Below are 24833 nucleotides of genomic sequence, written 5' to 3'. Positions count from 1 at the left end.
CAGGATGTGCGCCGCCGCGCCCCGCCCGACGCTCAGCCGGCCAGGCGGGCCAGCTCCTCGTCGACGATCGACGGGTCGAGCTTGCGGAACACCGGCTTCGGCGCGGCCAGCGGCCGGCCGGTCTCGACCGGCACCGACTCCCAGCGGGCGCCCACCGTGTAGTCCCCGGTGAGCACCGGGTACGCGGGGCCGCCGTCCAGGTCGTCGACCTGCTCGATGACGGGCATCGGCGCGTGCACGCCGGTGCCGCCGAGCAGCTCGTGCACCTGCTGCGCGGAGTGCGGCAGGAACGGGGTGAGCAGCGTGTTGGCGTCGCTGACCACCTGGAGGGCGACGTGCAGGATGGTGCCCTGGCGGGGCTTGTCGGCCTCGGCCTTGAGCTTCCACGGCGCCTGCTCGGAAAGGTATTTGTTGGCCTCGGCGACCACCCGCATCGCCTCGCCGATGGCCTGCTTCTGCCGGTGCCGGCCGATCAGGTCACCGACCGTGTCGAAGCCGGCCCGGGCGACGGCGAGCAGCGCCTCGTCGGCCTCGGTGAGCCCGGCCGGGTCGACCGGCGGGATCGCCCCGAAGTTCTTCGCGGCCATCGAGACGGACCGGTTGACCAGGTTGCCCCAGCCGGCGACCAGCTCGTCGTTGTTGCGACGCAGGAACTCGGCCCAGGTGAAGTCGGTGTCGTTGCTCTCCGGGCCGGCCGCGGCGATGAAGTAGCGCAGCGCGTCGGCGTCGTAGCGCTCCAGGAAGTCCCGGACGTAGATGACCACCTTGCGGGACGACGAGAACTTGCGCCCCTCCATGGTCAGGTACTCGCTGGAGACCACCTCGGTGGGCAGGTTGAGCCGGCCCAGCTCGCCCGGCTCACCGTCGCGGGACCCCTCACCGGAGTAGCCGGAGAGCAGCGCCGGCCAGATCACCGAGTGGAAGACGATGTTGTCCTTGCCCATGAAGTAGTAGGACTGGGAATCCTTGCCCTGGCCGTCGGCGGACCACCACCTGCGCCACGCCTCCGGGTCGCCGGAGCGGCGGGCCCACTCGATCGAGGCGGACAGGTAGCCGATCACCGCGTCGAACCAGACGTAGATCCGCTTGTCGGGGCGGTCGCGCCAGTCGTCGAGCGGGATCGGTACGCCCCACTCCAGGTCGCGGGTGATCGCCCGGGGCTGGAGGTCGTCGAGCAGGTTGCGGGAGAACCGCAGCACGTTGGGCCGCCACCCCTGGCGGCTGTCCAGCCACTGCCGCAGCACGTCGGCCAGGGCGGGCAGGTCCAGGAAGAAGTGCTCGGTCTCGACGAACTTCGGGGTCTCACCGTTGATCCGCGACTTCGGGTTGATCAGGTCGATCGGGTCGAGCTGGTTGCCGCAGTTGTCGCACTGGTCGCCGCGCGCGCTGTCGTACCCGCAGATCGGGCAGGTGCCCTCGATGTACCGGTCGGGAAGGGTGCGCCCGGTGGACGGCGAGATCGCGCCCATCGTGGTCTTGGGCACGATGTAGCCGTTGCGGTACATCCCCTCGAACAGCTCCTGCACCACGGCGTAGTGGTTGCGGGTGGTGGTGCGGGTGAACAGGTCGTAGGAGAGGCCGAGGCCGTGCAGGTCCTCCACGATCACCCTGTTGTACCGGTCGGCCAGTTCGCGCGGGGTGACCCCGTCGGCGTCGGCCTGCACCTGGATGGGGGTGCCGTGCTCGTCGGTGCCGGAGACCATGAGCACGTCGTGGCCGGCCATCCGCATGTACCGGGCGAAGACGTCGGAGGGAACGCCGAAACCGGAGACGTGGCCGATGTGGCGGGGGCCGTTGGCGTACGGCCAGGCCACTGCCGCGAGAACGTGACTCATGAGGAGCAAGCCTAGTGACCCGTCCGGCGCGCCCGCGAACCAATAGGGGGTCGCGGGTCGACGGACCGGGCCGACCCCCTCGGCCTTTGGTCCGATTTGTCGCCGACACGCGGTTCACCTGCCCGTTCGACCCCCACTACCGGTGTGCAATGAACGTCGTGACTGGCAGACGAGCGGCCCGGGACCATGACGAGCGTCCCACCGGGTCGACGGCCGGCGACGAGCCCGCCAGGGCGTCCGAGGCGGCGAGGGGCGGCGCGGTCGCCCCCCAGCCCCGGCTGGTGCCCGCCGACCCGACCGCCACCGGACGCCCGGACCCCGGACCGAGCCCGACGCCACGGCCGGGTGCCGCGCCGGACCCGGTGCCACGTGCCGGTGCCACGTCGCGGCCGAGCCCCACCCCACGGCCGCCGACGCCGACCCCGGCACGCCCGAACCCGACGGCGCCCACGCCCAGCCCGGCCCGGCCGCACCCGCCGGGACCGACCGCCGGGACGCCACCGGCCGGTTCGACGGCGGCGGCCCGGAGCACGGGGCGCGCGGATGGCGACCCGGGTGCGGCGGCGACGGTCGAGGTGGAGCCGACCACCGGCGCGCCGGTGGACGCGGTGCCGCGTCGGGTGCCGGTCCGTCAGCAGAGCCGCAGCCGGGACGCGTACCGGCCGGACGGGAAGGAGCCGCCGGACGACGGTGTCTTCTGGGCGCCGATCGAGGAGGTGCACTGGGACGGCACCCCGGTCCGGGACGACCCCGCTCCCCGTTCGCGGGCCCAGGCGACGGACCGTCGGGGCGCGGCACGGACGACCGCGCTGCCCGACCCCCTGTCCGGACTGACCGTACTGGTGCTGTTGAGCCTGGTCATCGCCTTCTTCGCCTGGGTCAGCGCGGCACCGTTCTGGCTCGCCGTCGGGCACGGGCGCGACGGCACAGTGGTGATCGACACCTGCACCGGAGCAGGGCTCACCCAGCGGTGCCGGGGGATCTTCACGGCGGACGAGGGGCGGTTCCTGGCGCACGGCGTACGTGTCAGCGGCGTACCCGCCGGAGGTGGCGCACCGGGAGCCGCGCACCGGGCCCGGATGACCGGACCGGACGGCGGCACCGCGTACGCCGACACCGGCGCGAGCCGGCACCTGCGCTGGCTGCCCGGGCTGGTGGTGGTGCTCGGCTGCGCCGCCGGCATCGTCCGGTGGACCGGGTCGGCCCGGCTGCCCGGCCGGCGACACCGTCGGTGGGCGGTGGCCGCCGCGCTCGCCGGTCCGTCGCTGATCACCCTCGGCTTCCTGGCCGCCGCCTGGTGAGCGCGGCGGGTCAGCTGTGCACGATGGTGTAGACCTCGCGACGGCGTAGGGCGTATTCGGTGGCGACATCGGTGATGGCGTCCCGGCGGGACCGTCCGGCGGCCTCGCGCTCGGCGACCGCGGCCCGCAGGGTGTCGTCGTCGGGGCGTTCCCCGGCGGTCACCGGCGCGCCGGCCACCACCAGGGTGATCTCCCCGCGCGGCTCGGTCTCCGAGGCCCAGCGGGCCAGGTCACCGAGGGGCCGGCGGAGCACCTCCTCGTACGTCTTGGTCAGCTCCCGGCAGAGCGCGGCCGGCCGGTCCGCGCCGAACGTCTCGGCCAGGTCGGTGAGCGCCGCGCCGATCCGGTGCGGCGCCTCGAAGAAGACGAGGGTGCGCTCCTCGGCGGCGAGCGCCCGCAGCCGGGACCGGCGGGCGCCTCCGGCCCGGGGTAGGAACCCCTCGAAGCAGAACCGGTCGCAGGGCAGGCCGGAGACGGCGAGGGCGGTGGTCACCGCGCTGGGCCCGGGCGCGACGGTGACCGGCGCACCGGCGTCCAGCGCGGCCCGGACCAGCCGGTATCCCGGGTCGGAGACGCTCGGCATGCCGCCGTCGGTCACCAGTGCCACCGCGTACCCGTTGCGGATGACCTCGACGAGTTCGGGCGTACGCCGTTCCTCGTTGCCCTCGAAGTAGGAGACGATGCGGCCTCCGACGGTGATGTCGAGGTCGCGGGCCAGGCGGGTGAGGCGTCGGGTGTCCTCGGCGGCCACCACGTCGGCGCTGGCCAGCACCTCCCGGAACCGCACCGAGGCGTCGGCGGGGTTGCCGAGCGGGGCACCGAGCAGGATCAGGCGCCCAGCTTCGGACATTTCACCCACGACATCGTCTCCTTCATCGACAGCGAATACCGGTATCAGGGACGACGGGCGCCACAGGACACCCTGGCAGCCTACGATCGCCGGGTGACGAGTGCGTCGACAGCGCAGAGCCCGAGCGCCGACCCGGCAGACACGGTCGAGGTGTCCGGCGAGCCCAGCCCCCATCCGGAGGCGGCCCCGCCGCCCACCGACGGCGGGGGTGTGTCCGCCGTGGTCCGTCGACGGTTCGCCACCGTCGACACCCGGATGGACCCGTACTCGTGGCTCGCCACCGCCGTGGTGGTGGCGATCGCGGCGATCCTGCGCTTCGTCGGCCTGTCCAGCCCCAAGGGCAAGATCTTCGACGAGACGTACTACGCGAAGGACGCGTACGGGCTGATCAGCCGTGGCGTCGAGTGGAACTACAAGGACAACGTCCCGTCGTACGTGGTGCACCCGCCGCTGGGCAAGTGGCTCATCGGCGTCGGCGAGTGGGCCTTCGGCTACCAGGACGCGGAGTCGAAGGTGTCCGTCGGCGGACACCTGTTCACCACCGCGCCGGAGTTCGGCTGGCGGTTCTCGGCGGCCCTGATCGGCACGCTGTCGGTGCTGCTGCTGGTCCGCATCGGTCGGCGGCTGTTCCGCTCGACGGTGCTCGGCTGCGCGGCCGGCCTGCTGCTCGCGCTCGACGGTTTCCACCTGGTGCTGTCACGCGCCGCGCTGCTCGACATCTTCCTGCTGTTCTTCGTGCTGGCGGCCTTCGGCGCGCTGGTGCTGGACCGGGACGCCCGGCGTCGGCGCTGGGCACGCGCGTTGGACGAGGGCCTCGACCCCAGCCTGCCCGGCCGCGCGGGCCGGCCGTCGACCGGCTGGCGGACGTGGCCGTGGTGGCGGCTGGCCGCCGGCGTGCTGATCGGTTGCGCCTGCGCGGTCAAGTGGAGCGCGCTCTACTTCGTGCCGGTGTTCGCCCTCTTCGTGATCCTCTGGGAGGTCGGGCTCCGCCGGTCGGCGGGCGTCCGCAGGCCCTGGCGGGACACCTTCCTCGACGAGGTGCCCTGGCTCGTGCTGGCGGGGTTGCTGATGATCGGCACCTACCTGGCGACCTGGTCGGGGTGGCTGCTCAGCGACGACGGCTACTACCGGCTGGCGTCGTCGTCGGCGTACCCGACGGGGTCACTCAGCGACACCCCGGTGATCGGCCCGCTGGTCAACCTCTTCGAGTACCACCGGGCCGCGTACGGGTTCCACGCCCAGCTCGACGATCCGCACAAGTACCAGTCGTGGCCGTGGCAGTGGTTGCTGCTCGGCCGCCCGGTCGCGTTCCACTGGTCGGGGGACGGCGCCTGCGGCGCGCCGACCTGCGCCTCGGAGATCCTGCTGCTGGGCACTCCGCTGCTGTGGTGGTCGTTCCTGCCCGCTCTGGTGGCGCTCGTCTGGTTGGGCGTCGCCCGCCGGGACTGGCGGGCCGGCGCGATCCTGCTCAGCGTGGCCGCTGGCCTGCTGCCCTGGTTCTGGTTCGCTCTCGACGGCCGGACGATGTTCTCGTTCTACGCGGCCCCGGCGCTGCCCTTCCTGGTGCTCGCCGTGGTGTACGTGCTGGGTGCGCTGATCGCCCCGGCGGAGGGCGATGTGGGTGAGACGGCGGCGTTGACACCCGGGACGGCCGGCTACGAACGACGGCTGGTGGGCAGCATCGCGGCGGGGGCGTACGTGCTGCTGGTGGGGCTGTGCTTCGCCTACTTCTATCCGATCTTCGTGGGCAAACTGATCCCGTACTCGGACTGGCTGGCCCGGATGTGGCTCGACGGTCGCTGGATATAAGCATCGGCAGGCGACGCGCCGCACAGCGCGAAGCAGATCGGGCCCGCACGCGTCACGCGTACGGGCCCGATCTTTGCTTGCCGCGCTCGACAAGCTCTACACGAAGACGCGCGCCCCGATCGCCTGCCACGGGGGAAGCGGGCGATTGGGGCGCGCATGAAGAGCTTAACCACCGCGCGCCACCGGCACAACGGGTCAACTTGGGTCGGATTTCCGACCGATTCCGGCCGGGCCGAGGACTATCCTCCCGCCGTTGACCGAGGGTGACCTGACGTGGACCCAGCGCCCCCGACGATGGCGCTCCGGCCCTTCCGGGACGACCCCGGCACCCCGACGATCATCCAAAGTGGATCTCACTACACTGCGGGCCGTGATCAACTTCAGACGATCGGCGGCCGTCCTTCTCGGACTGCTGGCGACCACCGCGCTGACCGGGCCGGTCCCGGCGGCGGCCGACGAGGAGCAGGTGGCCGAGCCGCCGCGGGTCGAGCTGGTGCTCGACGTCAGCGGCTCGATGCGGGCGGCGGACATCGACGGGCGCAGCCGGATCTCGGTGGCCCAGCAGGCGTTCAACGACGTGGTGGACGCCCTGCCGGAGGAGACCCAGCTCGGCATCCGGGTGCTCGGCGCGACCTACAAGGGCAAGGACAAGAAGGTCGGCTGCCAGGACACCCAGCAGATCGTGCCGGTCGGTCCGGTCGACCGGAGCGCGGCCAAGGCGGCGGTGGCGACACTCCGGCCGACCGGGTTCACCCCGGTCGGGCTGGCGCTGCGCTCCGCCGCACAGGACCTGGGCACCGGGGCCACCACTCGACGGATCGTGCTGATCACCGACGGGGAGGACACCTGCGCCCCACCGGACCCGTGCCAGGTGGCCCGGGAACTGGCCGCGCAGGGCACCAGCCTGGTCGTCGACACGCTCGGCCTCGCACCCGACGAGAAGGTACGCCGCCAGTTGCTCTGCATCGCCGGGGCGACCGGCGGCACGTACACCGCGGCGGAGAGCGCCGACGAGCTGACGGGCCGGATCAAGCAGCTCGTCGAGCGGGCCGGCGAGACGCACACCCGGGCGCCGACCGTGGTCGGCGGCACGGACGCCTGCGGCTCCGCGCCGCTGCTCGCCCCCGGGGTGTACGCCGACCGGGAGTCGTTCTCCGAGCACCGCTACTACCGGGTGCCGGTACGTCCCGGCCAGGAGCTGCGCGCGTCGGTGAGCATGGCGCTGGACCGCCCGGTGAACCGGGACTACGGGGTGCTGCTGCGGGCCACCGCGGCCGACGGACGGGAACTGGTCCGGGGCGCGGACGCCGGCAGCGGCCGAGCCGACGTGCTCTCCGCCGGTCTGCGCTGGTCAGCCACGGCGGACGAGGAGGACGCCGCCGACGAGGACGCCGCCGACGCGAGCCCGACGCCGGCCGTCGAGCCCACCACCGTCTGCCTGGTGGTCAGCAACTCGTTCGCCGCACGTCCGGGCACCGCGGCGACGCCCGGCATGCCGGTGGAGCTGACCATCGACGTGGTCGCCGCCGCCGGCGCACCGGACGGCCCCGATCTCGGCCGTGGCTGGGCGCTGCTCGCCCTGCTCACCGTGGCAGGTCTGCTCACCGGCCTGATCGCCGGCCTGCTCACCCGCTGGTGGGTCGCCACCTGGAGGGAGAACTGATGCGTACCGCACTGTTCCGGTCGCTGGCGGCACTGGTCGCCGCCGGCGGGGTCGCGCTACTGCCCGCAGCGGCCGTCGCCGCCCCCACCCCGTCTCCGGGCGCCACTGCCGTGACCCGGGCCGGCACCTCGTTCCTCACCGCCACGCCGATCACCGCCGGCCAACCGGTACGCGTGGACGCCTCCGTCGGCGACCACCTGTACTGGTCGTTCACCGCCACCGCCGGGCAGGTCCACGAGATCAGCGCCACCGTCACCTTCCCGAAGGCGCGCGGCGGCGCCTCCACGTGGACGATCGACGTTTTCGACGGGCTGCGCCGACGGCAGGCGTGCACCGCCGGTGCGCAGACGCCGACGGTGGACGGCAAGGCGTCGAGCGTGGCGCTCGGCTGCACCCTGCGCGAGGTTCGTCCCTGGGCGGAACCGTGGTCGGCCGACCCGCTGCCGGGCACGTACGTGGTCCGGCTCTCGGTCACCGACCTGCCCGAGCCGGACCTGGGCGCACCCATCGACGTGGACCTGCTGGTCGGCGTCGTCACCGACCGGGGCGCCTCGGCCGACGACGGTGAGCTGGCCGCCCCGCTGGTGCCGAACACCAAGGCGGGCACGGTGCTCAACGCCGTACCGACGCCGGAGCCGGACGCCGACGACGACGGTGGCTCGCTGACGGACTGGCTGCCGGATCTCGGCTCGCGCTGGGTCTGGACCGGCATCGGCGGCGTGCTCGCCGCGGTGGCCGGGGTGGTCGGCTTCGCTCTGACCCGGCGGCCCCGGCGGCCCTGAGCCGACCGTGTGCGTCGTGGCCCCGCCCGGTTCGCCGGCGGGGCCACCGGCGTTTTTCAGCTACGTCGCGTCCCCCGGGGTAGCCAGCCGATGAACCGGTCCTGCAACGACATCACCGGCGCCGCCCGCAGGTCCTCGGCGGCGGCGGCGAGACAGGACCCCAGGTAGACGCTGAGCATCGCCCGGTCACCCCCGTACTCCGCCAGCAGCCGGTCGCGCTTCGTGGCGCACGGCCACTCATCGCCGCAGGAGCCGCAGTCCCAGCCCGGGGTCGTCGGTGCGTGGTCGTCGGCCCGACCCCCAGGCCGTTCGGCGCCATCGCTCATCGCAGGTCCTCCAGATGTTCACGGGACTGGCCAGCTCTTGATGGTGGTCCCCCCGGAGCCATCATGGAGAGCGCGACGCGTCCCTCCGGTGTTACATCTTTGCGGTACGTTCAGCGGTCGTGGGAGTCAGAAATATGACGGTGGTGCGAATACCCCCTCGCTACCGGGCGGTAGGTTCCCGTCGTGCGTGACCTCCTGCCGCCGACGGTCGCCGTGGCCGTCGCCGCGCCCGACGACTGGACCGGCGACCTCCTCGACGCCGAGCAGGCGTGTCTCAGCGAGCAGGCGGTGCAGACCCGTCGACGGGACTTCACCGCCGGCCGGGTGTGCGCCCGTCGGGCGATGGCCGACCTCGGCCTGCCGCCGGTGGCCGTGCCCAGCGCCGCGAACCGCGCACCCGTCTGGCCGGCGGGCGTGGTGGGCGCCATCACCCACACCGCCGGCTACTGCGCCGCCGCGGCGGCGCGTGCCGCCGTCGTGCGGTCCGTCGGTATGGACGCCGAGCAGCACCGCGAGATCAATGCGGGGGTACGCCGACTCGTGCTGCTGCCCGAGGAGGAGGAGAGCTGCGCGCGGCTGCCCTCCGGCGTCCTGTGGCCGATCGTGTTCTTCAGCGCCAAGGAGACCGTCTACAAGGTCTGGCACCCGGTCGTCGGGTCCTGGCTGGACTTCCACGACGCCCGACTGGAGATCGACCCGGACGCCGGGACGTTCACCGCCCGGATCGCGGCGGCGCGGGTGGACGCGGCGGAGGCCGCTCACCCGCCGAGCACGATCACCGGCCGGTTCGTGGTCGCCGACGGCCTGGTACGCACCGCTGCCGTCCTCGCACCACACTGACCGCCAGCGTCCATGCTGGCCACCGCGGGGACGGTGGGACAACGCCCGGCGCGGCGACCGGGTGCCCGGCGGCGCACGGTAGCGTCGGCGGGTTCCCGAACCGCACGTACGAGGCGTCAAGGAGTACGGTGACCCACCCCCAGCCCTCCGTCGGACCGCAGGACCTTCAGCAGCCGAGGCCGGAGCCGCCGCTCCCGGCGACACCGCAGCAGTCCGTCGCAGACCCGACGGTCCCGCCGGCGACGCCCAGCCCCTGGTCGGCGGCGGGCAGTGGGCCGGTTCCGCCGCCGTACTCCGGCGCCGCGTACCCGCAGGCCGCCGGGCCGGGCCACCCGCTCACGATGCCGCCGCCCGTCCCGCCGACGACGTCGCAGCGGACCGTGGTCGCCGTCGCGGTGACGACGGCCGTGCTCGCCCTGCTGCTCTGCGCCGGCGGCATCGTGGCCGTCGTCATCGGCACGAAGAACGCCGCCAACAATGTGACCGAGGCGCTGCCCACCCCCGGCGTCACCGGCGACGTCGGGCAGCCGGCCGCCGGGGCGATGCCCTCGCCCGTACCGTCCGTCGCCGGCAAGGCCCGGAACATGTCCGTCGGGGACACCCTCGTCATCGACGACAACGGCGGCACCGTCGAGATCACCGTGACGAAGTTCCACACCGCCACGAAGCCCTGCAAGACGTACGGCCTCAAGCCCGACGAGGGCCTGTTCGTGATCGCCGACGTGACGGTGACGGTGACCAAGGGCACCGGTTCGGCGAACCCGCTCTTCTTCCAGTGGGTCGCCGCCGACGGCACTGAGACCAACGCGGTCACGGGCGCCTTCTCCGGCTGTGGCAAGCCGATCCCGGCCGGCAACGACCTGGCCGCGGGCAGCAGGCGTACCGGAAGCGTGGTGTTCGACGTGCACGACACCTCGGGAGTGCTGGAGTACCAGCACCGGTTCGCGACCGCCGGCTCCTGGAGGCCCTGACACGCCCGTGGGGCCGGCCCGCTGATCGGACCGGCCCCACGTGTTCGACAGGTCAGCAGCCGGTCCACCGGACCGGGGTCACCCGGTCGGCGTTCCGGAAGCCGACGATGGTGCCCGTGTCGGCGATGGACCGGGCGCCGAGGCCCACCCGCTCGCCGCCGCCGGGCAGGACCTGGGAGGTGGCGCCGCGGGCGACCCGGTCACCGCCGACCACGACGCCCTTGGCGTTGACGTCGTTCAGCAGACCCAACTGCGGGTCGAGCGTCGTGTAAGAGCCGTCCCGGACGTCCCACCGCACCATGGCCGCCTGAGCGTTGCTGAGGCTGACCCGGCCGACGGCCCAGTGTCCCGCTGCCGCGTGGATCTCGGTCGACTCGGCTCCGGGGAAGACGAGCGGCTTGATCCGGCCGTTGGGCCGACGGACCCAGGCGGTCCAGTTCGCGAACTCCCCGGCCGAGCCGACGATGGTCCCGTTCGGCGTGATCCCCTGCGGCCGGGCGTTCGCCGGCGCCTGGAGCACCTCGACCGTGCCCGGCCGGTCGGCCGGCCAGCGCAGCCCGACGTACTCCCCGGGCACGATGTCCGAGCCGATGCCGACGATGTCGCCGGCCTTGTTGATGGCGGTAACCGAGATGCCGCTGGACGGCAGCGTCGGCAGCTGTTCGAACCGGCCGTCGCGGTAACGCCACGGTTGGGCGATACCGTTCTCCGACCAGCCGTTGCCGATCACGACGCCGCTCTCGTTGATGTCGGCGGGCTCGACTTCGTTGCGGCCCGGCGCCGGGATCTCGGTGAGCTGCTGCCCGTCCCAGAGCAGCATCAGGTACTGGTTGTCGCTGGCACCGACCCGCAGGGCGGTGCCAGCGACGAAGCGACCCGACGGGTCGATGGCGGTCGCGTCGGCGCGGTAGGTGTCCGTCGGGTAGGGCAGCGTGCTGATCGTGCAAGCGCGGGCGGTGGTCCTCGCGGGCGAGGCGGTCGCTGGCGAGGACAGGGCGATGCCGAGGGAGGCGGCCAGCAGTCCGGTGGCGGTGCCGGCGAGCATCCGGTGTCGAGCGGTGTGGGTCATCTTCTTCTCCCCGTGTGGAGCCCGGCGTTCCCGGGCGTCAACTGATGCCAGATGGACACCTGGGAACGTCCCGGGGTTGCGGCCTGTCCGATGAGCGACATGGTTGGCTCGCGCGGCCCGTCGTCTGCTATGGACGGTCATTGGCCGGCCCGTGTGGACGGCTCTTGCCCGATGCCCGCCGTGGTCCCAGGATCGGACGGGTGATCATCGATCGGCCGCGTTCGAGCCACACGCTGGACTACCACCTGATCCTGCCCGCAGCGGGCGTTCACGACGGGGAGGGCATCCTCGTCGAGGAGTTCACCCGCCAGGACGACTTCTGCGCCACCGGCCTGTACAGCGTGAGGTGGACGCCGGGCGGCGGCTGGTGGAGTTCCGCCGCGCTGAGCCGCGGCCTGCGTGCCGATCCGGCCGTACTCGCCCGGGTCGTCCCCACCGGACGCGCCGAGGCGAGGGACGCCTACCGCCGCCTCGGGGGTGGTGACCTGCCGTCCGAGGTCGTGCTGCGGACGTACTTCGGGGATCATCAACCGATCGCGGCGACCGCGCCGCTGCGACTCGGCCCGCCCCAGCCACCGGAGGGCTTTCACGAACGACGTCTGTACCGCGTCCTGTTCGCGAAGGACCTGCGGGCGGAGCAGGTGACAGCTCTGCGGCGTCTCTGGCGCACGACGGGTGGCGGCACCGCCGGTTCGGTCGCCGACGGTCGCCACGAGGTCGCCGGCGCCCGGTTCACCTGGGACCTGCGACGGGTCGGCCGCACCCTCGCCTGGAGCCTCGACGTGACGGTCCTGTTGCGGGGAGGCGGAGCCGAGGCGGTACGCGCGACCCTGACGAACCTCACGAACCTGCTGCGACAGCAGGGGCTGATCACCGTGACGACCGAACGGTTCGCCTAACCGCTCTGCCGATTTTGCAATGATGTACGTCGATGTTGCCAGACTGGTGCCAGACGTGTTGGAATGGCTCGTATCGCCGCAGCGCGGAGGCAACCGCGCTGGGAACGGCCAGCGCGGGAGCAGCGCAGTGCCGGCAGCGCGCCGCTTGGGCAGACGCTCGCCTGCCGCACAGCCGGGCCACCTCCGTGACGACGGACAGCTCGCCGACAGGCGGCCGCGCCCGTCGTACGCATCCCCCGACACGTGCCCCCGACGGCCGACGCGCTCGACGTCGCACCCGCCGGGGCGTCCGGTTCGGTCCGCCAGGACGCCGGAACCGGCGACGAGGTGAGAGGCAATGATGAGTTCCCCAGAGAATGCCGCCAGGTGGTACCGGAACCGGCTGGTGTGGGTGGCGGTGATCCTGCTGGTGGTGTCGGCCGGCGCGGTCGTACTGGTCAGGCGGACGGACCAGGACGCGAAGCCGGCGGACCTGCAGGCGCAGATCACGGCGCGGATGCGGACGACGCTCGAACAGGCGGACCCGGGGCAGCACAACCATGCCGGCCACGGCGCGCAGCAGGCGGCGACCGAGGGTAAGCCGCCGGTGATCTGCGGGGTCCGCGTCTACGGGTACGAGCCAACCGACGCCGCCGCGCTGGCCGACGTGCGTACGGTCTACGGCTTCCACCTGTGCGGAGTCGCCGAGAAGAAGCGCCCCTGGGACGTGGCGGTCAAGCTGGCCGGCCCGCTGATCATGGACATGTCGACCAACCCTCCGGGCATCCAGGTGGTCGAGGCGACCGCCGATGTCATGTTCGTCGACCGGCTACGGCAGATGTTCCCGGACAAGTACGAGGAGTTGGCGCTCAAGGAGGCGCTGACCCAGTCGGAGATGGCCGACCAGCGTCGCCGGTACGACGCCGCAGCCGGCCTCTGACCAGGTTCCTCCGATCGTGGTGTCCACCCTGACCACCTCATATCCCATTTTAGATAGATCAGCATTGATATTTAGACACATGGATGTAACAGTGGGTTTGGGAGCGTTCCCACCCCCGATCACCCCCGAGAACGGAGGATGAACCGTGCGTTCAACCAAGTCCGATCAATCCGGCGGGCGACCCCGGTCAACCGTCCGTCGGTCCCTCCAGGCGCTGGTCCTGCTGTTCGCCATGGTGGCCGGCGCACTGCCCTCGGTCGGCGCGGCCCAGGCACACGGCACCGTCATCAACCCGGCGACTCGCGCCTACCAGTGTTGGAAGACCTGGGGCAACCAGCACACGAATCCGGCGATGCAGCAGCAGGACCCGATGTGCTACCGGGCGTTCCAGGCCAACCCCGACACCATGTGGAACTGGATGAGCCAGCTGCGCGACGGTCTCGGCGGCCAGTTCCAGGCCCGCACCCCGGACGGGCAGCTGTGCAGCAACGCCCTCTCCCGCAACGACTCGCTCAACCAGCCGGGAGCGTGGAAGTCGACAGCGGTCAGCCGCAACCTGACGGTCCAGATGTACGACCAGGCCAGCCACGGCGCTGACTTCTTCCAGGTCTACGTCTCGAAGCAGGGGTTCAACCCGGCCACCCAGAAACTCGGGTGGGGCAACCTGGACCTGATCGCGACCACCGGACGCTACGCGCCGGCGCAGAACATCTCGTTCAACGTCACGATCCCGTCCTCGCGCAGCGGGAACCACATCCTGTTCGTGCTGTGGAAGGCGTCGCACATGGACCAGACGTACATGTGGTGCAGCGACATCACCGTCAGCTGACGGTAGGACTCGACAGCCACGGCACACAGCAAGGGCGGGTTCCCGGTCACCCGGGGAACCCGCCCTTGCCCTGCTGGTGGAGCTGAGGGGATTTGAACCCCTGACCCCCTCGATGCGAACGAGGTGCGCTACCAGTCTGCGCCACAGCCCCCCACCGGCGAACCGGCTTCGGTCCCACCCGGCTTACACCGGGCGGGCCGGCAGCAAGGCTAACAGGTCGCCCGCCTCCACCGCGAATCCACCCCCGGTGCGCCGCGCCGGCCGCGTCCGAGATCCACTCGGCGTCCAGGAAACCGGGGCATCCCGGGTACCCAGACACCACACCTTCCCGGAAGCCGAGTCGATCAAGCGCCGCCCGGACCCCACACCCGCCTTGATCGACTCGACATCGCCGATATGGGGGCATCAACGCGCGGCGACACCCCAACTTCGGCGATCTGGAGTCGATCAAGCGCCCCCAGGCCCAGCGAGGGCCGACCCGGGTTCGGCGACAGCCGACGCAGGCCCAGCGACAGCCGGCGTGCGCATGGTCAGGCGCCGCGGCCGGCCTCGTAGGGGCGGCCGCGCAGGCCACCCGAGCGGCGGTACGAGACCGAGCCGCCGTTGACCGCCGCCGGCAGGTCCGCGGGGCGGTCGAGGCCCATGGCGGCTCGGCGTACCCCTTCGCGTTGGGCTGCCAGACGGCGCTGCGCCTCCCGGCGGGCCGCCGCGCGACGGGCCTGTTCGCGGCGGACCTCCGCCTGGCGAGCGGCCAACCACGCCGCCTCCCGGGCCCGGGCGCGACGCCGACGACGGGCGGCGAGGGCCCGCCGACGCAGGTGTACGACGTACACGGCCAGCAGCATGAAGGTGACCGAGAAGCCGATCCAGAAGCCGGGGCTGACGAACAGCACGCCGATCAGCTCGACGACGTTGAGCAGCAGCAGCGCGGCGAGGACGCGGCGTCGCCGGTACACGGCGGGGGTGTGCTGCCGGCGCGGCGGACGACGGCGGGGCCGCTTCGGGGCTGCCGGCACGGCGCGCAGTCGACCGGAGCGGCGTGCCGCCGGAGGTGCGGAGACCGGTGCGGCCAACTTCCCCGTAGCCACATCCTCACTGAGCGTGACGACGAGCGAGCGGGGTGGATGGACGGGCTGGCGTCCCGGCACAGTGCGACGCCGCCGGCGGCGCTGGAGCACCCGCGCCGTCGACTGCGCCCGCTCCGCCACCAGCCGCTCGGTGGCGTCGTACCGGCGAACCAGCGCCGGAGCCAGGGCGAGCAGGCCGGCGGCGGCGAGGACGGCGAGGAGCACCGAGGTCGGCACCCTCACCCCTCCCGTCACCGAATTCGGAGCAACCGCTCCCCGACCGCAGGATCTTCCACCGAACACGCCTGAGCGCGTGGATCGTCCGGGCGGTGAGCGCTTGCCGCAGCTTGCAGTTACTTGAGGTTACGGTGCACCGTCCGGGATACCGCTGCGCCGCGCCGATCCCGTCCGTGGGACAGCCGCTACCGCGCCGTGGCGCGGATCCGGTGCCAGCGGGCCAGCAGACCGCCCTCGGCGGCGACTTCCTCGCTCGTCATCGCGTATCCGATATGGTCACGCCACGCGCCGTCGATGTGCATGTAGCGCACGTGGTACGACTCCTCGCGGAAGCCCAACTTCTCCACCACCCGCCGCGACGGGCGGTTCTCCGGCCTGATGTTGACCTCGATCCGGTGCAGTCCACCCGGGCCGAACGCGTGGTCGACGGCGAGCGCGAGCGCGGTCGGGATCACACCCTGCCCGGCCACCCGGGCGTCGACCCAGTAGCCGACGTAACCGGAGCAGAAGGCGCGGCGCACGATGCTGCCGACGTTGAGGTGCCCGACCAGCCGATCCCGGTCGGCTTCACGCAGGCAGACCGCGAAGGGCATCCCCTCGCCCTCGCGGGCCGAGCGCCGCTGGTCGCGGTACACCCAGCGGAACGCGGCCGGCGAGTTCAGCTCGTCCCAACCACCCGGCAGCGACGACTCCCAGGGCGCCAGCCAGGCCTGGTTGGCCCGCCGTACCTGCGACCACGCCGCCGCGTCGGAACGCCGGTACGGACGCAACAGCACCGGACCGTCGACCAGCACCGCCGGCCAGCCGGGCGCACGGACCGGTCCGAAGAGACTCACCCGCACAGTCTCCCGCGCGGGACCGGTTCGCGCGCAAGTGGACCCTCGACATCCCGCCCGGGGGATCTCACCGACGGCGGTCCAGCAGCAGGACGTCCACGGTGGAGCCGGCGGCGGCGGTGGTGACCCGCTCCCCGAGCACCAGGAGCCCGTTCGCCTCGGCGAGGCCGGAGAGGGTGAACGGACCTCCCCGCAGCGGCTGCACGGTGTAGCCGCCGCCGCGTCGCTCGGCGACGTGCGCGGGCCGGAACTCGCGCAGCCCGCCCGGGGACGACACGGTCTCCAGCAGGTGCGCCCGGACGCTGGGACGGAACACCGGCTCGGCGCCGGCGAGCAGTTGGATCGCCGGTCGGGCCAGCACCTCGAAGCCGATCAGCGCGGCGCCCGGGTCGCCGGGCAGGCAGACCACCGGCACCTCCTCGGCGCCGACGGTGCCGAACCCGAGGGCGGTACCGGGGTAGAGCGCCACGTCGGTGAAGGTCACCGGCCCGGCCCGGCCGCCCTCGCGGCGGGACAGGATCCGCCGGACCATGTCCCCGGGGCCGGTGCCGGTCCCGCCGGTGGTGATGATCAGGTCGGCGCGCAGGGTCTGGTCCTCCAGCAGGCCGCGCAACCCCTCCGGGTCGTCGTCGCAGATGCCCACCCGGTACGCCAGGGCACCCACCTCGGCCGCGGCGGCGGTCAGCGCGTGCGAGTTGGCGTCCACCACCTGACCGGGCTGGCTGCCGCGGCCCACGTCGACCAACTCGTCCCCGGTCGCCACGATGACCACCCGTGGACTCGGCCGGACCACCACGTGGCCGATGCCGGTGGCCGCGAAGACCGCGACGAGGGCCGGGGAGACGTACGTGCCGGCGCGGGCGAGCAGGGTGCCGGCGGGCAACTCCTCACCGGCGCGGCGGACGCCGTACCCCCGCTTGGGGGTGCGGAAGATCTCGACGGCGGCCATGCCCTGATCGGTCCACTCCACCGGCACCACCACGTCCGCGGCGACCGGCAGCGGCGCCCCGGCGGCCACCGAGAAGCACGAGCCCGGGGTGAGCCGCACCGGACGCCAGCTCGCAGCGCCCAGGTCGCCGACCACGTTGAGCCGGATGCTCCGCCCGCCGGGAGTGCCGGAGGGGGCGGGGACGTAGCTCGGACCCCGACCCCCTCCGGAGATGTCCTCCCAGCGGGCCGCGTACCCGTCGACGGCCGCCTGGTCGAAGGCCGGGAAGGCGTGCGGCGCGACGACGTCCTCGGCGAGGACGTTGCCGTGCGCCTGGGTGAGGTCGAGGTCGAGTGGCGGCAGCGCTCGTAACCTGCGCAGCACGCTGCCCAGGTAGTCGGCGAGCGGCGTCAACTCGTTCGCGGCCGCCTCGGCGTCGGCCGTCGCGGTCATGTACCAGATCCGCCTGCCGCGTCGGCCTTGACGAAGTCGGCCAGCCAGGCGCGGAACTCGGTGCCGACGTCCGCACGCTCGGCGGCGATCTGCACGACGGTCTGGAGGTAGCCCAGCGGCATACCGGTGTCGTAGCGGGTGCCCCGGTAGACGATCGCGTGCACCGGGGTGCCCTCGGTGCGCAGCAGCTCCATCGCGTCGGTCAGCTGGATCTCGCCCCCGCTGCCCGGCTTGGTCCGCCGGATCGCGTCGAAGATCGTGCCGGGCAGCACGTACCGGCCGAGCACCGCCAGGTTGCTCGGCGCGTCCTCCGGCTGCGGCTTCTCCACCATGCCGGTCACCTTGACGACCTCGCCGATGTCGGTCAGGTCCGCCTCGGCGGGCTCGACCGAGGCGATGCCGTACCGCTTGGTGTCGGCCGGGTCGACCTCGAAGAACGCGAGCACCACGCCGCCGGTGCGGGCCTGCAACTCCAGCATCGCCGGCAACAGCGGCTCGGACGGCTTCACGAACTCGTCACCGAGCAGCACCGCGAAGGGCTGGTCGCCCACGTGGGCCTCGGCGTACCCGATCGCGTGCCCGAGCCCGAGCTGCTCCGGCTGCCGGACGGTGTAGATCTCGGCCAGCTCACCGGGCCGACGCACGGCCGCCAGCCGCTCGTCGTCGCCCTTCTCCGCCAACCTGGTCTCCAGGTCCGGGCGCCGGTCGAAGTGGTCCACCATCGACGTCTTACCCCGACCGGTGATCAGCAACACGTCGCCGATGCCGGCCTGGGCGGCCTCCTCGACGATGTACTGCAGCACCGGCCGGTCGACGACCGGCAGCAGCTCCTTGGGAACCGCCTTGGTGGCCGGCAGGAAGCGGGTGGCCAGTCCGGCGGCCGGAATGACGGCCTTGACCGCCAGGGGACGGCCGGTTGCGGCGACCGTCGCTGAGGGGTTCGCTGAGTGCTCCGACATGCCGCGAGACTATCGGCCACGGCTCTGCCGCGGCGGGTGTGGCCCAGAAGACGCGCCGCCGCCCGGCCCCGGCCGCGCCGCGTCCGGGCCGGTCCGCGCGGCGTCCGCCGGGCCGTCCGCCGGTTCCGGCCGCGCGTGCGCGGGTACCGACCGGTTCGATTCGGGTACGCCCGCGGCCGACTCCGACCGGGCGTGGCCGCCCGGCTCCCGCGGGACCTGCACGGACCGGCCGGCCCTGGGCAGCCCGTCGGGTGGGCTGACCGCGCCGGCCGGCACCGGTATCTCCCGCGTCGGCACGTCGGGGCGGACCTCCGCGACGCGGTAGGTGTCCCGGCCGGCGGCCTTGGCCACGTAGAGGGCGTCGTCGGCGGCCTCCAGCACCTCCCGCCCGGTGCTGCCGTGGTCCGGATAGACGGCGATGCCCACCGACACGGTGACCACGATCGGCCCCGAGTACGCCTCGACGGCGATCGGCGTCTCGCGTACCGCCGCGCCCAGCCGCTCCGCGACGATCGCCGCGCCCCGGGCGTCGGTCTCCGGCAGGAGCAGCACGAACTCCTCCCCGCCCTGCCGGAACGCCAGGTCCACCTCGCGGATCTCCCCGCGTACCCGCCGGGCGAACTCCGCCAACACGGTGTCCCCCGCCGCGTGCCCGTACGTGTCGTTGACGTCCTTGAAGCGGTCGAGGTCGAGGGCGAGGACGCTGAGCATCCGGCCGAACCGGCTGGCCCGCTCGACCTCCCGTCGGATCGACTCGCGCAGGTAGCGGTAGTTCCACAGCCCGGTGAGCGGATCGGTGAGGGACAGCCGCTGGGCCTCCTCGTGCACCCGTACGTTCTCCACCGCCACGGCCGCGTGCCCGGCGAAGGTGCGCAGGGTGACCAGGTCGTCGTCGTCGAATTCGTCCGCGCCCACCCGGTCGTAGAGCGCCAGCACGCCGAGGGCCGCCGCCGGGGCGCCCGAGTCATCGGTAGCCCTCTCGCCGGCCGGGGTGGGCGTCGGGCCGCCGCCGAGCCCGGTCGTGCCCGGGGCGGCGAAGGGGACCGCCACGTAGGTGCGGCAGCGCGGCTCGCCGATCGGCGCCTCGGTCGGTTCCACGCGTCCCCGCTGCGGCTCGCCGGTCGCGGCCACCGCGCCGACCACACCGACGCCCACCGGCACCCGCAGGGTCTGCGGCCCGTCCGGGTCCGGGACGGGCCAGCGCCCGTCCAGACCCTCGCTGCACTGCGCGACCAGCATCCCGCCGGCCTCCACCAGCAGCACCGCGCCGGCCCGCGCGCCGGTGGCCGCGATGGCGCTGTGCAGGATCACCCGCAGGATGCGTTGCAGATCGTGGGTGCTGGCCAGGGTGTCGCCGAGCACCGCCAGATGCCCGCGGAGCTGGTCACGGCTGCTGGTCAGCGCCGCGACGTACGAACCGGTCTCGCGGGTCATCCGGTTGAACGCCTCCGCGAGCCGGCCCAGCTCGTCCCGGCCGCGCACCGGCACCCGGGCGGTCAGGTCGCCGTGCGCCACCCGGTCGACCGCGCCGGCCAACTCCACCAGGGGCCGGGTGGTCACCCGGGCCAGGCGCCACGCGGTCAGCACGGCGAGCAGCCCGGCCAGGACGACCACCCCGGCCAACGTGACGTGCAACCCCGGTGGCCTGGTGCTCGGCACCGACAGCACGAGCGGCAGCGGCTGGCCCACGGACGGCCCGATCCGCCGCACGTACCGGCCCTTGGTGGTCTCGGTGACCCGCTCGCCGGTGCTGTGACCGGCGGCGGCCAGCACCCCGTCGCGTACCTCGCGGGACTCGGTGGTGTGCGTGAACCGGACGGCGCTCGCGCCGCCGTCGAGCAGCGTGACCGCGACTCCGCTCACCGCCGCCAGCCGCGCCACGAAGGCCGGGTCGACGAGCTGCGCGGCGGCCACACTGCCCAACAGGGTGCCGGCCGGGTCCCGACGGTCGACGCGGGCCGCCAGCGCGCGGACCGGGCCGGACGTCGCGGCGGCCGGCTCCGCACAGTCCCACCAGGGTGTCGACGGCGCGCCCGGCGAGACGTACGTGACCCGCCCGCTGACGTCGCTGACCAGCACTGCCGCGGCCAGACCGCGACCGACGAGCTGGCCCGCGACGACGGCCGGATCACCGGTGAGGGCGACCGCGTCAGCGGCGGCACGGAGCTGCTGGCAGAGCGCGTCGACCGAGGTACGCACCGCGGACGCCGCCACGGCGAGGCGTTCGGTGGAGCGGGTGCGGTCGACGGCCGTGACGGTGGAGGCGACGAAGAACGCCCCGAGCAGGACCGGGCCGAGCACCACCACGAGGAAGGCTGCCGTCAACCGCCCGCGTAGCGTCACTCGGTCCCCCCGGAAGTTCCGCCTCCGTTGCTTGCGATGCTGACACAGAGCAACCGTGGGAGTGGCGTTGCGTCAGGAGTGTTGCGTGTCAGATTTTTCTGATGAAGCGGAAGTGACGCGGGTGAACAAGCGGGACACCCGGGTACGGCTGCTCGCCCGTCGTCGGGCCCTGGACGCCGCGGCGCGGGTCGAGGCGGCCGGGCGTGTGCAGGCCGAGCTGGTCGCCCTGGTGCGCCGGCTGCGTCCGCACCGGATGACGGCGTACGTGCCGGTCGGTTCCGAGCCGGGCGGGGCCGACCTCGCGGAGGTGTTGCGCGGGGCGTTACCGGCCGGGGGCGAGTTGCTGCTCCCGGTGCTCCGCCCGGATCTCGACCTGGACTGGGCGGCGTACACCGGTCCACACGCGCTGGCCGCCGCCGGCCGGGGCATCCGGGAACCGGTCGGCCCCCGCCTCGGCGTGGCCGCGGTCTCCGGCGCGGAGCTGGTGGTCGTGCCGGCGCTCGCCGTCGACCACCACGGCCGGCGGCTGGGCCGCGGCGGAGGCTCCTACGACCGGGCGCTGGCACGGGTGCCCACGGCGAGCCTCACCGTGGTGCCGTTGCACGACGGTGAGCTGGTCGAGGCGCTGCCCATCGAGCCGCACGACCGTCCGGTCCGCGCGGTGGTCACCCCGTCCGGCGGGATGCGTACGCTTGACGGCGGCCAGGGTACGGCGCAGGGTGTCGCGCCCCACACGTCCGCTGGACGAACCCGGCCCGAATGACGCACCATTGGCACTCGAATACGTCGAGTGCCAACTGGCCGAGTCCAGATACCGGAGGAGAACGTGCCTACGTACCAGTACGCCTGCACCGCGTGCGGTCACCAGCTCGAGGCGGTGCAGTCCTTCTCTGACGAGCCGCTGACCGAGTGCCCGGCGTGTCAGGGGCGGCTGCGCAAGGTCTTCAACTCCGTCGGCGTCGTCTTCAAGGGCTCGGGCTTCTACCGCACCGACTCCCGCGCGTCCGGGTCGGAGACGTCGGCCGGCGGCGCCGCGAGCAAGCCGGCCAAGTCCGAGTCGTCCTCGTCCTCGGGTGGGGACTCCGGCTCGTCGTCCGGGTCGTCCTCGACCTCGTCGTCCGGGTCCTCGTCGTCCGGGTCGTCCTCGTCGTCCGGTGGATCGGGCGGCGGCAAGGCGGCGGCCGCCAGCTCGGCCTCCTGACACCGCCCGGGACTCAGTCCCAGTGCGGGGGGCGTTGGGCGAGGAGCCAGTCGTCGTTGCCGCCGCCGCTGGGCTCGCCCCAGCCGTGGTCGGTGTCGTCCGAGGTCTGCTCGGGCAACACGACGAAGTCGTCGCTCAGGTCGACCGTGCGGTCGTCATCGCCGCGCGCGACCGCGGCGCCGGGGTCCTCGGTGCTCACGAGCGGCAAGACTAGCGCAGGCCGCCGGCGCCGTTGGTAGCGTCGGACGGCGTGACGACCCCCAGCGGTGCCAGCACCCCGGACGACTACTGGCGTCGACCCGGGCCCGGCGACGGCCCGGCGGCGGATCAACCGCCGCCCGCCACACCACCCACCGGCGGGTACACGGGACCGCCCCCGAGCGTGCCGCCTCCGGCGGGCTGGCGTCCCCCCGTACACCTGGAGCCGGCGCCGCCACGACGCCTGCCACCTCAGGACACGGCCGCCCTCGACGCGGCGGAGCAGCGGTCGCAGCGGGTCACCTACGGTTTCGGGGCCGCAGCCGCCGTGGTGGTGGTGGCCCTCGTCTGCCTGCTCTGCTCGCGGATCGTCTTCTGACCGCCTCGCCGCCGGCCTGCTCCGACCGGCGGGCGGCGTCAGAGGGTCGTGCCCCAGACGGCCTCGGCGCCGGAGTGACCGGTCAGGTAGACGTAGACCAGCGCGGCGAGCGACAGCGCGACGGCCGCCACCGCCAGCACCGGCGTCACCAGCGCCGGCAATCGGGGCACCCGGGGGTGTCCGCTGGTCGCCACGAGGAGCGCGATGGCCACGATCCCCAGGGGCACCACGATCCGGAACAGGATGTCGCCGTAGCGCGAGTGCTCGAAGATCTGGTCGAGGATCTGGCCCTGGTACCCGCGGGCGACCAGGGCGTCGGTGAACGCCTCACCGGACTCGATCGCCACGAAGGCGGTCACCGGCGTCACCACGGCGAGGATGCCCAGCGCCCAGTCCAGCCGACGCCGCCAGCCCGGCAGCCCCACGTACGCGATGGCCAGCACCGCCAGCAGGGGGACGAACACGACCATCGCGTGTACGACGAAGACGTGCGTCGGTAGACCGAGGATCTCCTCGAACATCGCCACCTCCAGGCGGATCACGGTCACGGGACCGCCAGCGTACGAACTGCCGGTCGTCCCCGGGCTCTCCCCCGAAAGACACGCGCACGGCGGCGCTGAGGTTCAGCAGCCGGATCGATCTTCACGAGTTGTGTTCGTGACCACCGCCCTCGGGTGACGGTTGTCGTCGCTGGGCGTCCGTGCTGTCATTGGCGCGTGTCCAGAGGTGAGGAACTACTGCGATCGAGGGGCCTGCGTGTCACCCGACCGCGCCTCGCGGTGCTGGACGTCCTCGCCGACGGCGGGCACCTGGAGGTCGACGAGATCACCCGGCGGGTCCGCGAACGCCTCGACTCGGTCTCCACCCAGGCCGTCTACGACGTGCTGGGGGCGCTGAGCAGAGCCGGGTTGTCCCGCCGGATCGAGCCGGCGGGCAGCCCCGCCCGGTACGAGGCACGCGTCGGCGACAACCACCATCACGTGGTCTGCCGGGGGTGCGGCGAGATCGCCGACATCGACTGCGCGGTCGGCAGCGCGCCCTGTCTGGAGCCGGGCGTCGCGCACGGCTTCGAGGTGGACGAGGCGGAGGTGACCTTCTGGGGTCTCTGCCCGAGCTGTCAGTCGCGCCGCGCCGCCGACGGCTGACCCCTCCCCGCCGCCGAGAACGGGCCGCCCCTGCCGGCCGGCACCGACGCGCCGGCCGTGGCACGCTTGGTCGGTGGACTCCGATGACCTCGGCCTCTTCGGTCCGGGTTCGGTCACGTGGAAGGTGCACGAGGAACCGATCCTGATCGTCGCCGGCCTGCGCTCGCTCTACCTCCAGGCGCTGCACCCCCGCGCCATGGCCGGCGTCGCGCAGAACAGCGACTACCGCACGGACGCCTGGGGACGGCTGGTCCGCACCGCCACCTACGTGGCCACCACCGTCTACGGCACCACCGCCGACGCGGAGCAGGCCGGAGCGCGGCTGCGTCGACTCCACGCCCGGCTGCGGGCCACCGACCCCGCCACCGGCGAGGAGTTCCGGATCGACGACCCGGCCCTGCTGCGCTGGGTGCACGTCACCGAGATCGAATCGTTCCTCAGCACGGCCCGGCGGGCCGGTCTGCCGCTCACCGATGACGAGGTGGACGGCTACTACACCGAGCAACGCCGGTCGGCCGCCCTCGTCGGGCTGGACCCGGCCACGGTGCCGGGCACCGCCGCCGAGGTCCAGCGGTACTACCGCGCCGTCCGGCCGGAGCTGCGGATGACCCGGGAGGCCGCCGAGACGGCGCTCTTCCTCACCGCGCCGCCGCTGCCGTGGAAACTCAGTCTGCCGGCCCGGGTGGGCCTCAACCTGGGTCCGCCGCGCTGGGCGTACCTCGGGATCGCCGGCACCGCGCTCGCGCTGCTGCCCCCGTGGGCCCGGCGGATGTACGGCGGGTTGGGGCTGCCCACCACCGAGTTGTCGGCGGACCTCACCGTACGCGCGCTGCGCCTGGCGCTCGGCGCGGTGCCGCGCCGATACCTGGAGGGGCCGTTGATCCAGGCCGCCAAGCAACGTGCCGCCGGTCGGGCGGCGCTGGCCGGCTGACCGACCGCACCCGCCGCGGGCCGCCGTCGACCGGCCGGCACGGACAGCCGGCGGCACGGGACA

General features: G+C 73.1%; 25 protein-coding genes and 1 tRNA gene. 14 read left to right on the top strand and 12 right to left on the bottom strand.

Annotated elements, in window-relative coordinates; translation table 11 throughout:
* Nucleotides 1-32 precede the first annotated feature (32 nt).
* A complete protein-coding gene (gene metG / locus ACTFTM_RS04870) occupies nt 33-1835 on the bottom strand; it encodes a methionine--tRNA ligase (protein ID WP_449564666.1) in 1803 nt (600 codons plus the stop codon).
* 158 nt (nt 1836-1993) lie between these two features.
* On the opposite strand from metG, the gene ACTFTM_RS04865 reads away from it, so the two are divergent.
* A complete protein-coding gene (locus ACTFTM_RS04865; protein WP_449564665.1) occupies nt 1994-3136 on the top strand; it encodes a hypothetical protein in 1143 nt (380 codons plus the stop codon).
* Nucleotides 3137-3146: 10 nt separating this feature from the next.
* Here the strand turns inward: ACTFTM_RS04865 and rsmI are convergent, their stop codons facing one another.
* Nucleotides 3147-3986, bottom strand: a complete 840-nt coding sequence (gene rsmI, locus ACTFTM_RS04860; protein WP_449564664.1) for a 16S rRNA (cytidine(1402)-2'-O)-methyltransferase — start codon at nt 3984-3986, stop codon at nt 3147-3149.
* Between the two features lie 93 nt (nt 3987-4079).
* Here rsmI and ACTFTM_RS04855 point away from each other — a divergent pair, with 93 nt between their 5' ends.
* From ACTFTM_RS04855 to ACTFTM_RS04845, 3 genes are all read left to right on the top strand, one after another.
* Entirely contained in the window at nt 4080-5795 is a 1716-nt protein-coding gene (locus ACTFTM_RS04855) for a dolichyl-phosphate-mannose--protein mannosyltransferase (protein ID WP_449564663.1), read from the top strand.
* Between the two features lie 370 nt (nt 5796-6165).
* On the top strand, nt 6166-7458 hold the full coding sequence (locus ACTFTM_RS04850) for a VWA domain-containing protein (protein ID WP_449564662.1): 1293 nt from the start codon (nt 6166-6168) through the stop codon (nt 7456-7458).
* On the top strand, nt 7458-8240 hold the full coding sequence (locus ACTFTM_RS04845) for a peptidase (RefSeq protein ID WP_449564661.1): 783 nt from the start codon (nt 7458-7460) through the stop codon (nt 8238-8240). Before ACTFTM_RS04850 ends, ACTFTM_RS04845 begins: the two co-directional genes overlap by 1 nt.
* A gap of 56 nt (nt 8241-8296) precedes the next feature.
* Here the strand turns inward: ACTFTM_RS04845 and ACTFTM_RS04840 are convergent, their stop codons facing one another.
* Nucleotides 8297-8566 (bottom strand): hypothetical protein, encoded by a 270-nt coding sequence (locus ACTFTM_RS04840; RefSeq protein WP_449564660.1) that lies wholly within the window; start codon nt 8564-8566, stop codon nt 8297-8299.
* Between the two features lie 183 nt (nt 8567-8749).
* On the opposite strand from ACTFTM_RS04840, the gene ACTFTM_RS04835 reads away from it, so the two are divergent.
* The gene (locus tag ACTFTM_RS04835) at nt 8750-9406 is read left to right on the top strand and encodes a 4'-phosphopantetheinyl transferase family protein (RefSeq protein ID WP_449564659.1); all 657 of its coding nucleotides are present in this window, start codon (nt 8750-8752) and stop codon (nt 9404-9406) included.
* A 128-nt stretch (nt 9407-9534) separates the two neighbouring features.
* The gene (locus tag ACTFTM_RS04830) at nt 9535-10377 is read left to right on the top strand and encodes a DUF4352 domain-containing protein (protein WP_449564658.1); all 843 of its coding nucleotides are present in this window, start codon (nt 9535-9537) and stop codon (nt 10375-10377) included.
* 52 nt (nt 10378-10429) lie between these two features.
* On the opposite strand, the gene ACTFTM_RS04825 is transcribed toward ACTFTM_RS04830, so the two are convergent.
* Complete coding sequence (locus ACTFTM_RS04825; protein ID WP_449564657.1) at nt 10430-11446, bottom strand: hypothetical protein; 1017 nt, start codon at nt 11444-11446, stop codon at nt 10430-10432.
* Nucleotides 11447-11646: 200 nt separating this feature from the next.
* On the opposite strand from ACTFTM_RS04825, the gene ACTFTM_RS04820 reads away from it, so the two are divergent.
* The 3 genes from ACTFTM_RS04820 (at nt 11647) to ACTFTM_RS04810 (ending at nt 14093) form a co-directional block, all read left to right on the top strand.
* On the top strand, nt 11647-12345 hold the full coding sequence (locus ACTFTM_RS04820) for a hypothetical protein (RefSeq protein WP_449564656.1): 699 nt from the start codon (nt 11647-11649) through the stop codon (nt 12343-12345).
* A 340-nt stretch (nt 12346-12685) separates the two neighbouring features.
* Nucleotides 12686-13264, top strand: coding sequence for a hypothetical protein (locus tag ACTFTM_RS04815; RefSeq protein WP_449566538.1), 579 nt, complete (start codon nt 12686-12688; stop codon nt 13262-13264).
* A 145-nt stretch (nt 13265-13409) separates the two neighbouring features.
* Entirely contained in the window at nt 13410-14093 is a 684-nt protein-coding gene (locus ACTFTM_RS04810; RefSeq protein ID WP_449564655.1) for a lytic polysaccharide monooxygenase auxiliary activity family 9 protein, read from the top strand.
* Between the two features lie 74 nt (nt 14094-14167).
* On the opposite strand, the gene ACTFTM_RS04805 is transcribed toward ACTFTM_RS04810, so the two are convergent.
* The 6 genes from ACTFTM_RS04805 to ACTFTM_RS04780 all read right to left on the bottom strand — a co-directional run bounded on the left by ACTFTM_RS04805 (nt 14168) and on the right by ACTFTM_RS04780 (nt 20916).
* Nucleotides 14168-14244: transfer RNA gene (locus tag ACTFTM_RS04805), tRNA-Ala, on the bottom strand.
* 379 nt (nt 14245-14623) lie between these two features.
* A complete protein-coding gene (sepX, locus tag ACTFTM_RS04800) occupies nt 14624-15403 on the bottom strand; it encodes a divisome protein SepX/GlpR (protein ID WP_449564654.1) in 780 nt (259 codons plus the stop codon).
* A gap of 179 nt (nt 15404-15582) precedes the next feature.
* Nucleotides 15583-16233, bottom strand: a complete 651-nt coding sequence (locus tag ACTFTM_RS04795) for a GNAT family N-acetyltransferase (protein ID WP_449564653.1) — start codon at nt 16231-16233, stop codon at nt 15583-15585.
* A gap of 67 nt (nt 16234-16300) precedes the next feature.
* The gene (locus ACTFTM_RS04790) at nt 16301-17614 is read right to left on the bottom strand and encodes a molybdopterin molybdotransferase MoeA (protein ID WP_449564652.1); all 1314 of its coding nucleotides are present in this window, start codon (nt 17612-17614) and stop codon (nt 16301-16303) included.
* On the bottom strand, nt 17611-18573 hold the full coding sequence (locus ACTFTM_RS04785; RefSeq protein WP_449564651.1) for a UTP--glucose-1-phosphate uridylyltransferase: 963 nt from the start codon (nt 18571-18573) through the stop codon (nt 17611-17613). Before ACTFTM_RS04785 ends, ACTFTM_RS04790 begins: the two co-directional genes overlap by 4 nt.
* Nucleotides 18574-18582: 9 nt before the next feature.
* Nucleotides 18583-20916 carry a diguanylate cyclase gene (locus tag ACTFTM_RS04780; protein ID WP_449564650.1) on the bottom strand — a complete coding sequence of 778 codons (2334 nt, stop codon included), beginning with the start codon at nt 20914-20916 and terminating at the stop codon, nt 18583-18585.
* 85 nt (nt 20917-21001) lie between these two features.
* Here ACTFTM_RS04780 and ACTFTM_RS04775 point away from each other — a divergent pair, with 85 nt between their 5' ends.
* Both ACTFTM_RS04775 and ACTFTM_RS04770 read left to right on the top strand, forming a co-directional pair.
* On the top strand, nt 21002-21679 hold the full coding sequence (locus ACTFTM_RS04775) for a 5-formyltetrahydrofolate cyclo-ligase (RefSeq protein ID WP_449564649.1): 678 nt from the start codon (nt 21002-21004) through the stop codon (nt 21677-21679).
* Between the two features lie 63 nt (nt 21680-21742).
* Nucleotides 21743-22117 (top strand): FmdB family zinc ribbon protein, encoded by a 375-nt coding sequence (locus ACTFTM_RS04770; protein ID WP_449564648.1) that lies wholly within the window; start codon nt 21743-21745, stop codon nt 22115-22117.
* Nucleotides 22118-22130: 13 nt separating this feature from the next.
* On the opposite strand, the gene ACTFTM_RS04765 is transcribed toward ACTFTM_RS04770, so the two are convergent.
* The gene (locus tag ACTFTM_RS04765) at nt 22131-22316 is read right to left on the bottom strand and encodes a hypothetical protein (protein WP_449564647.1); all 186 of its coding nucleotides are present in this window, start codon (nt 22314-22316) and stop codon (nt 22131-22133) included.
* A gap of 51 nt (nt 22317-22367) precedes the next feature.
* On the opposite strand from ACTFTM_RS04765, the gene ACTFTM_RS04760 reads away from it, so the two are divergent.
* Nucleotides 22368-22694, top strand: coding sequence for a hypothetical protein (locus ACTFTM_RS04760; protein ID WP_449564646.1), 327 nt, complete (start codon nt 22368-22370; stop codon nt 22692-22694).
* A 38-nt stretch (nt 22695-22732) separates the two neighbouring features.
* Here the strand turns inward: ACTFTM_RS04760 and ACTFTM_RS04755 are convergent, their stop codons facing one another.
* Nucleotides 22733-23215, bottom strand: a complete 483-nt coding sequence (locus tag ACTFTM_RS04755) for a DUF2231 domain-containing protein (RefSeq protein WP_449566537.1) — start codon at nt 23213-23215, stop codon at nt 22733-22735.
* A 195-nt stretch (nt 23216-23410) separates the two neighbouring features.
* Here ACTFTM_RS04755 and ACTFTM_RS04750 point away from each other — a divergent pair, with 195 nt between their 5' ends.
* Nucleotides 23411-23839 carry a Fur family transcriptional regulator gene (locus tag ACTFTM_RS04750; protein ID WP_449564645.1) on the top strand — a complete coding sequence of 143 codons (429 nt, stop codon included), beginning with the start codon at nt 23411-23413 and terminating at the stop codon, nt 23837-23839.
* Between the two features lie 73 nt (nt 23840-23912).
* Nucleotides 23913-24770, top strand: coding sequence for an oxygenase MpaB family protein (locus ACTFTM_RS04745; RefSeq protein WP_449564644.1), 858 nt, complete (start codon nt 23913-23915; stop codon nt 24768-24770).
* Nucleotides 24771-24833: the final 63 nt, after the last annotated feature.

The sequence above is a fragment of the Micromonospora sp. RB23 genome (assembly GCF_053585025.1).
The sequence above is the reverse complement of the archived record's forward strand: the minus strand, read 5'-3'. Positions and strand labels throughout refer to the sequence as shown.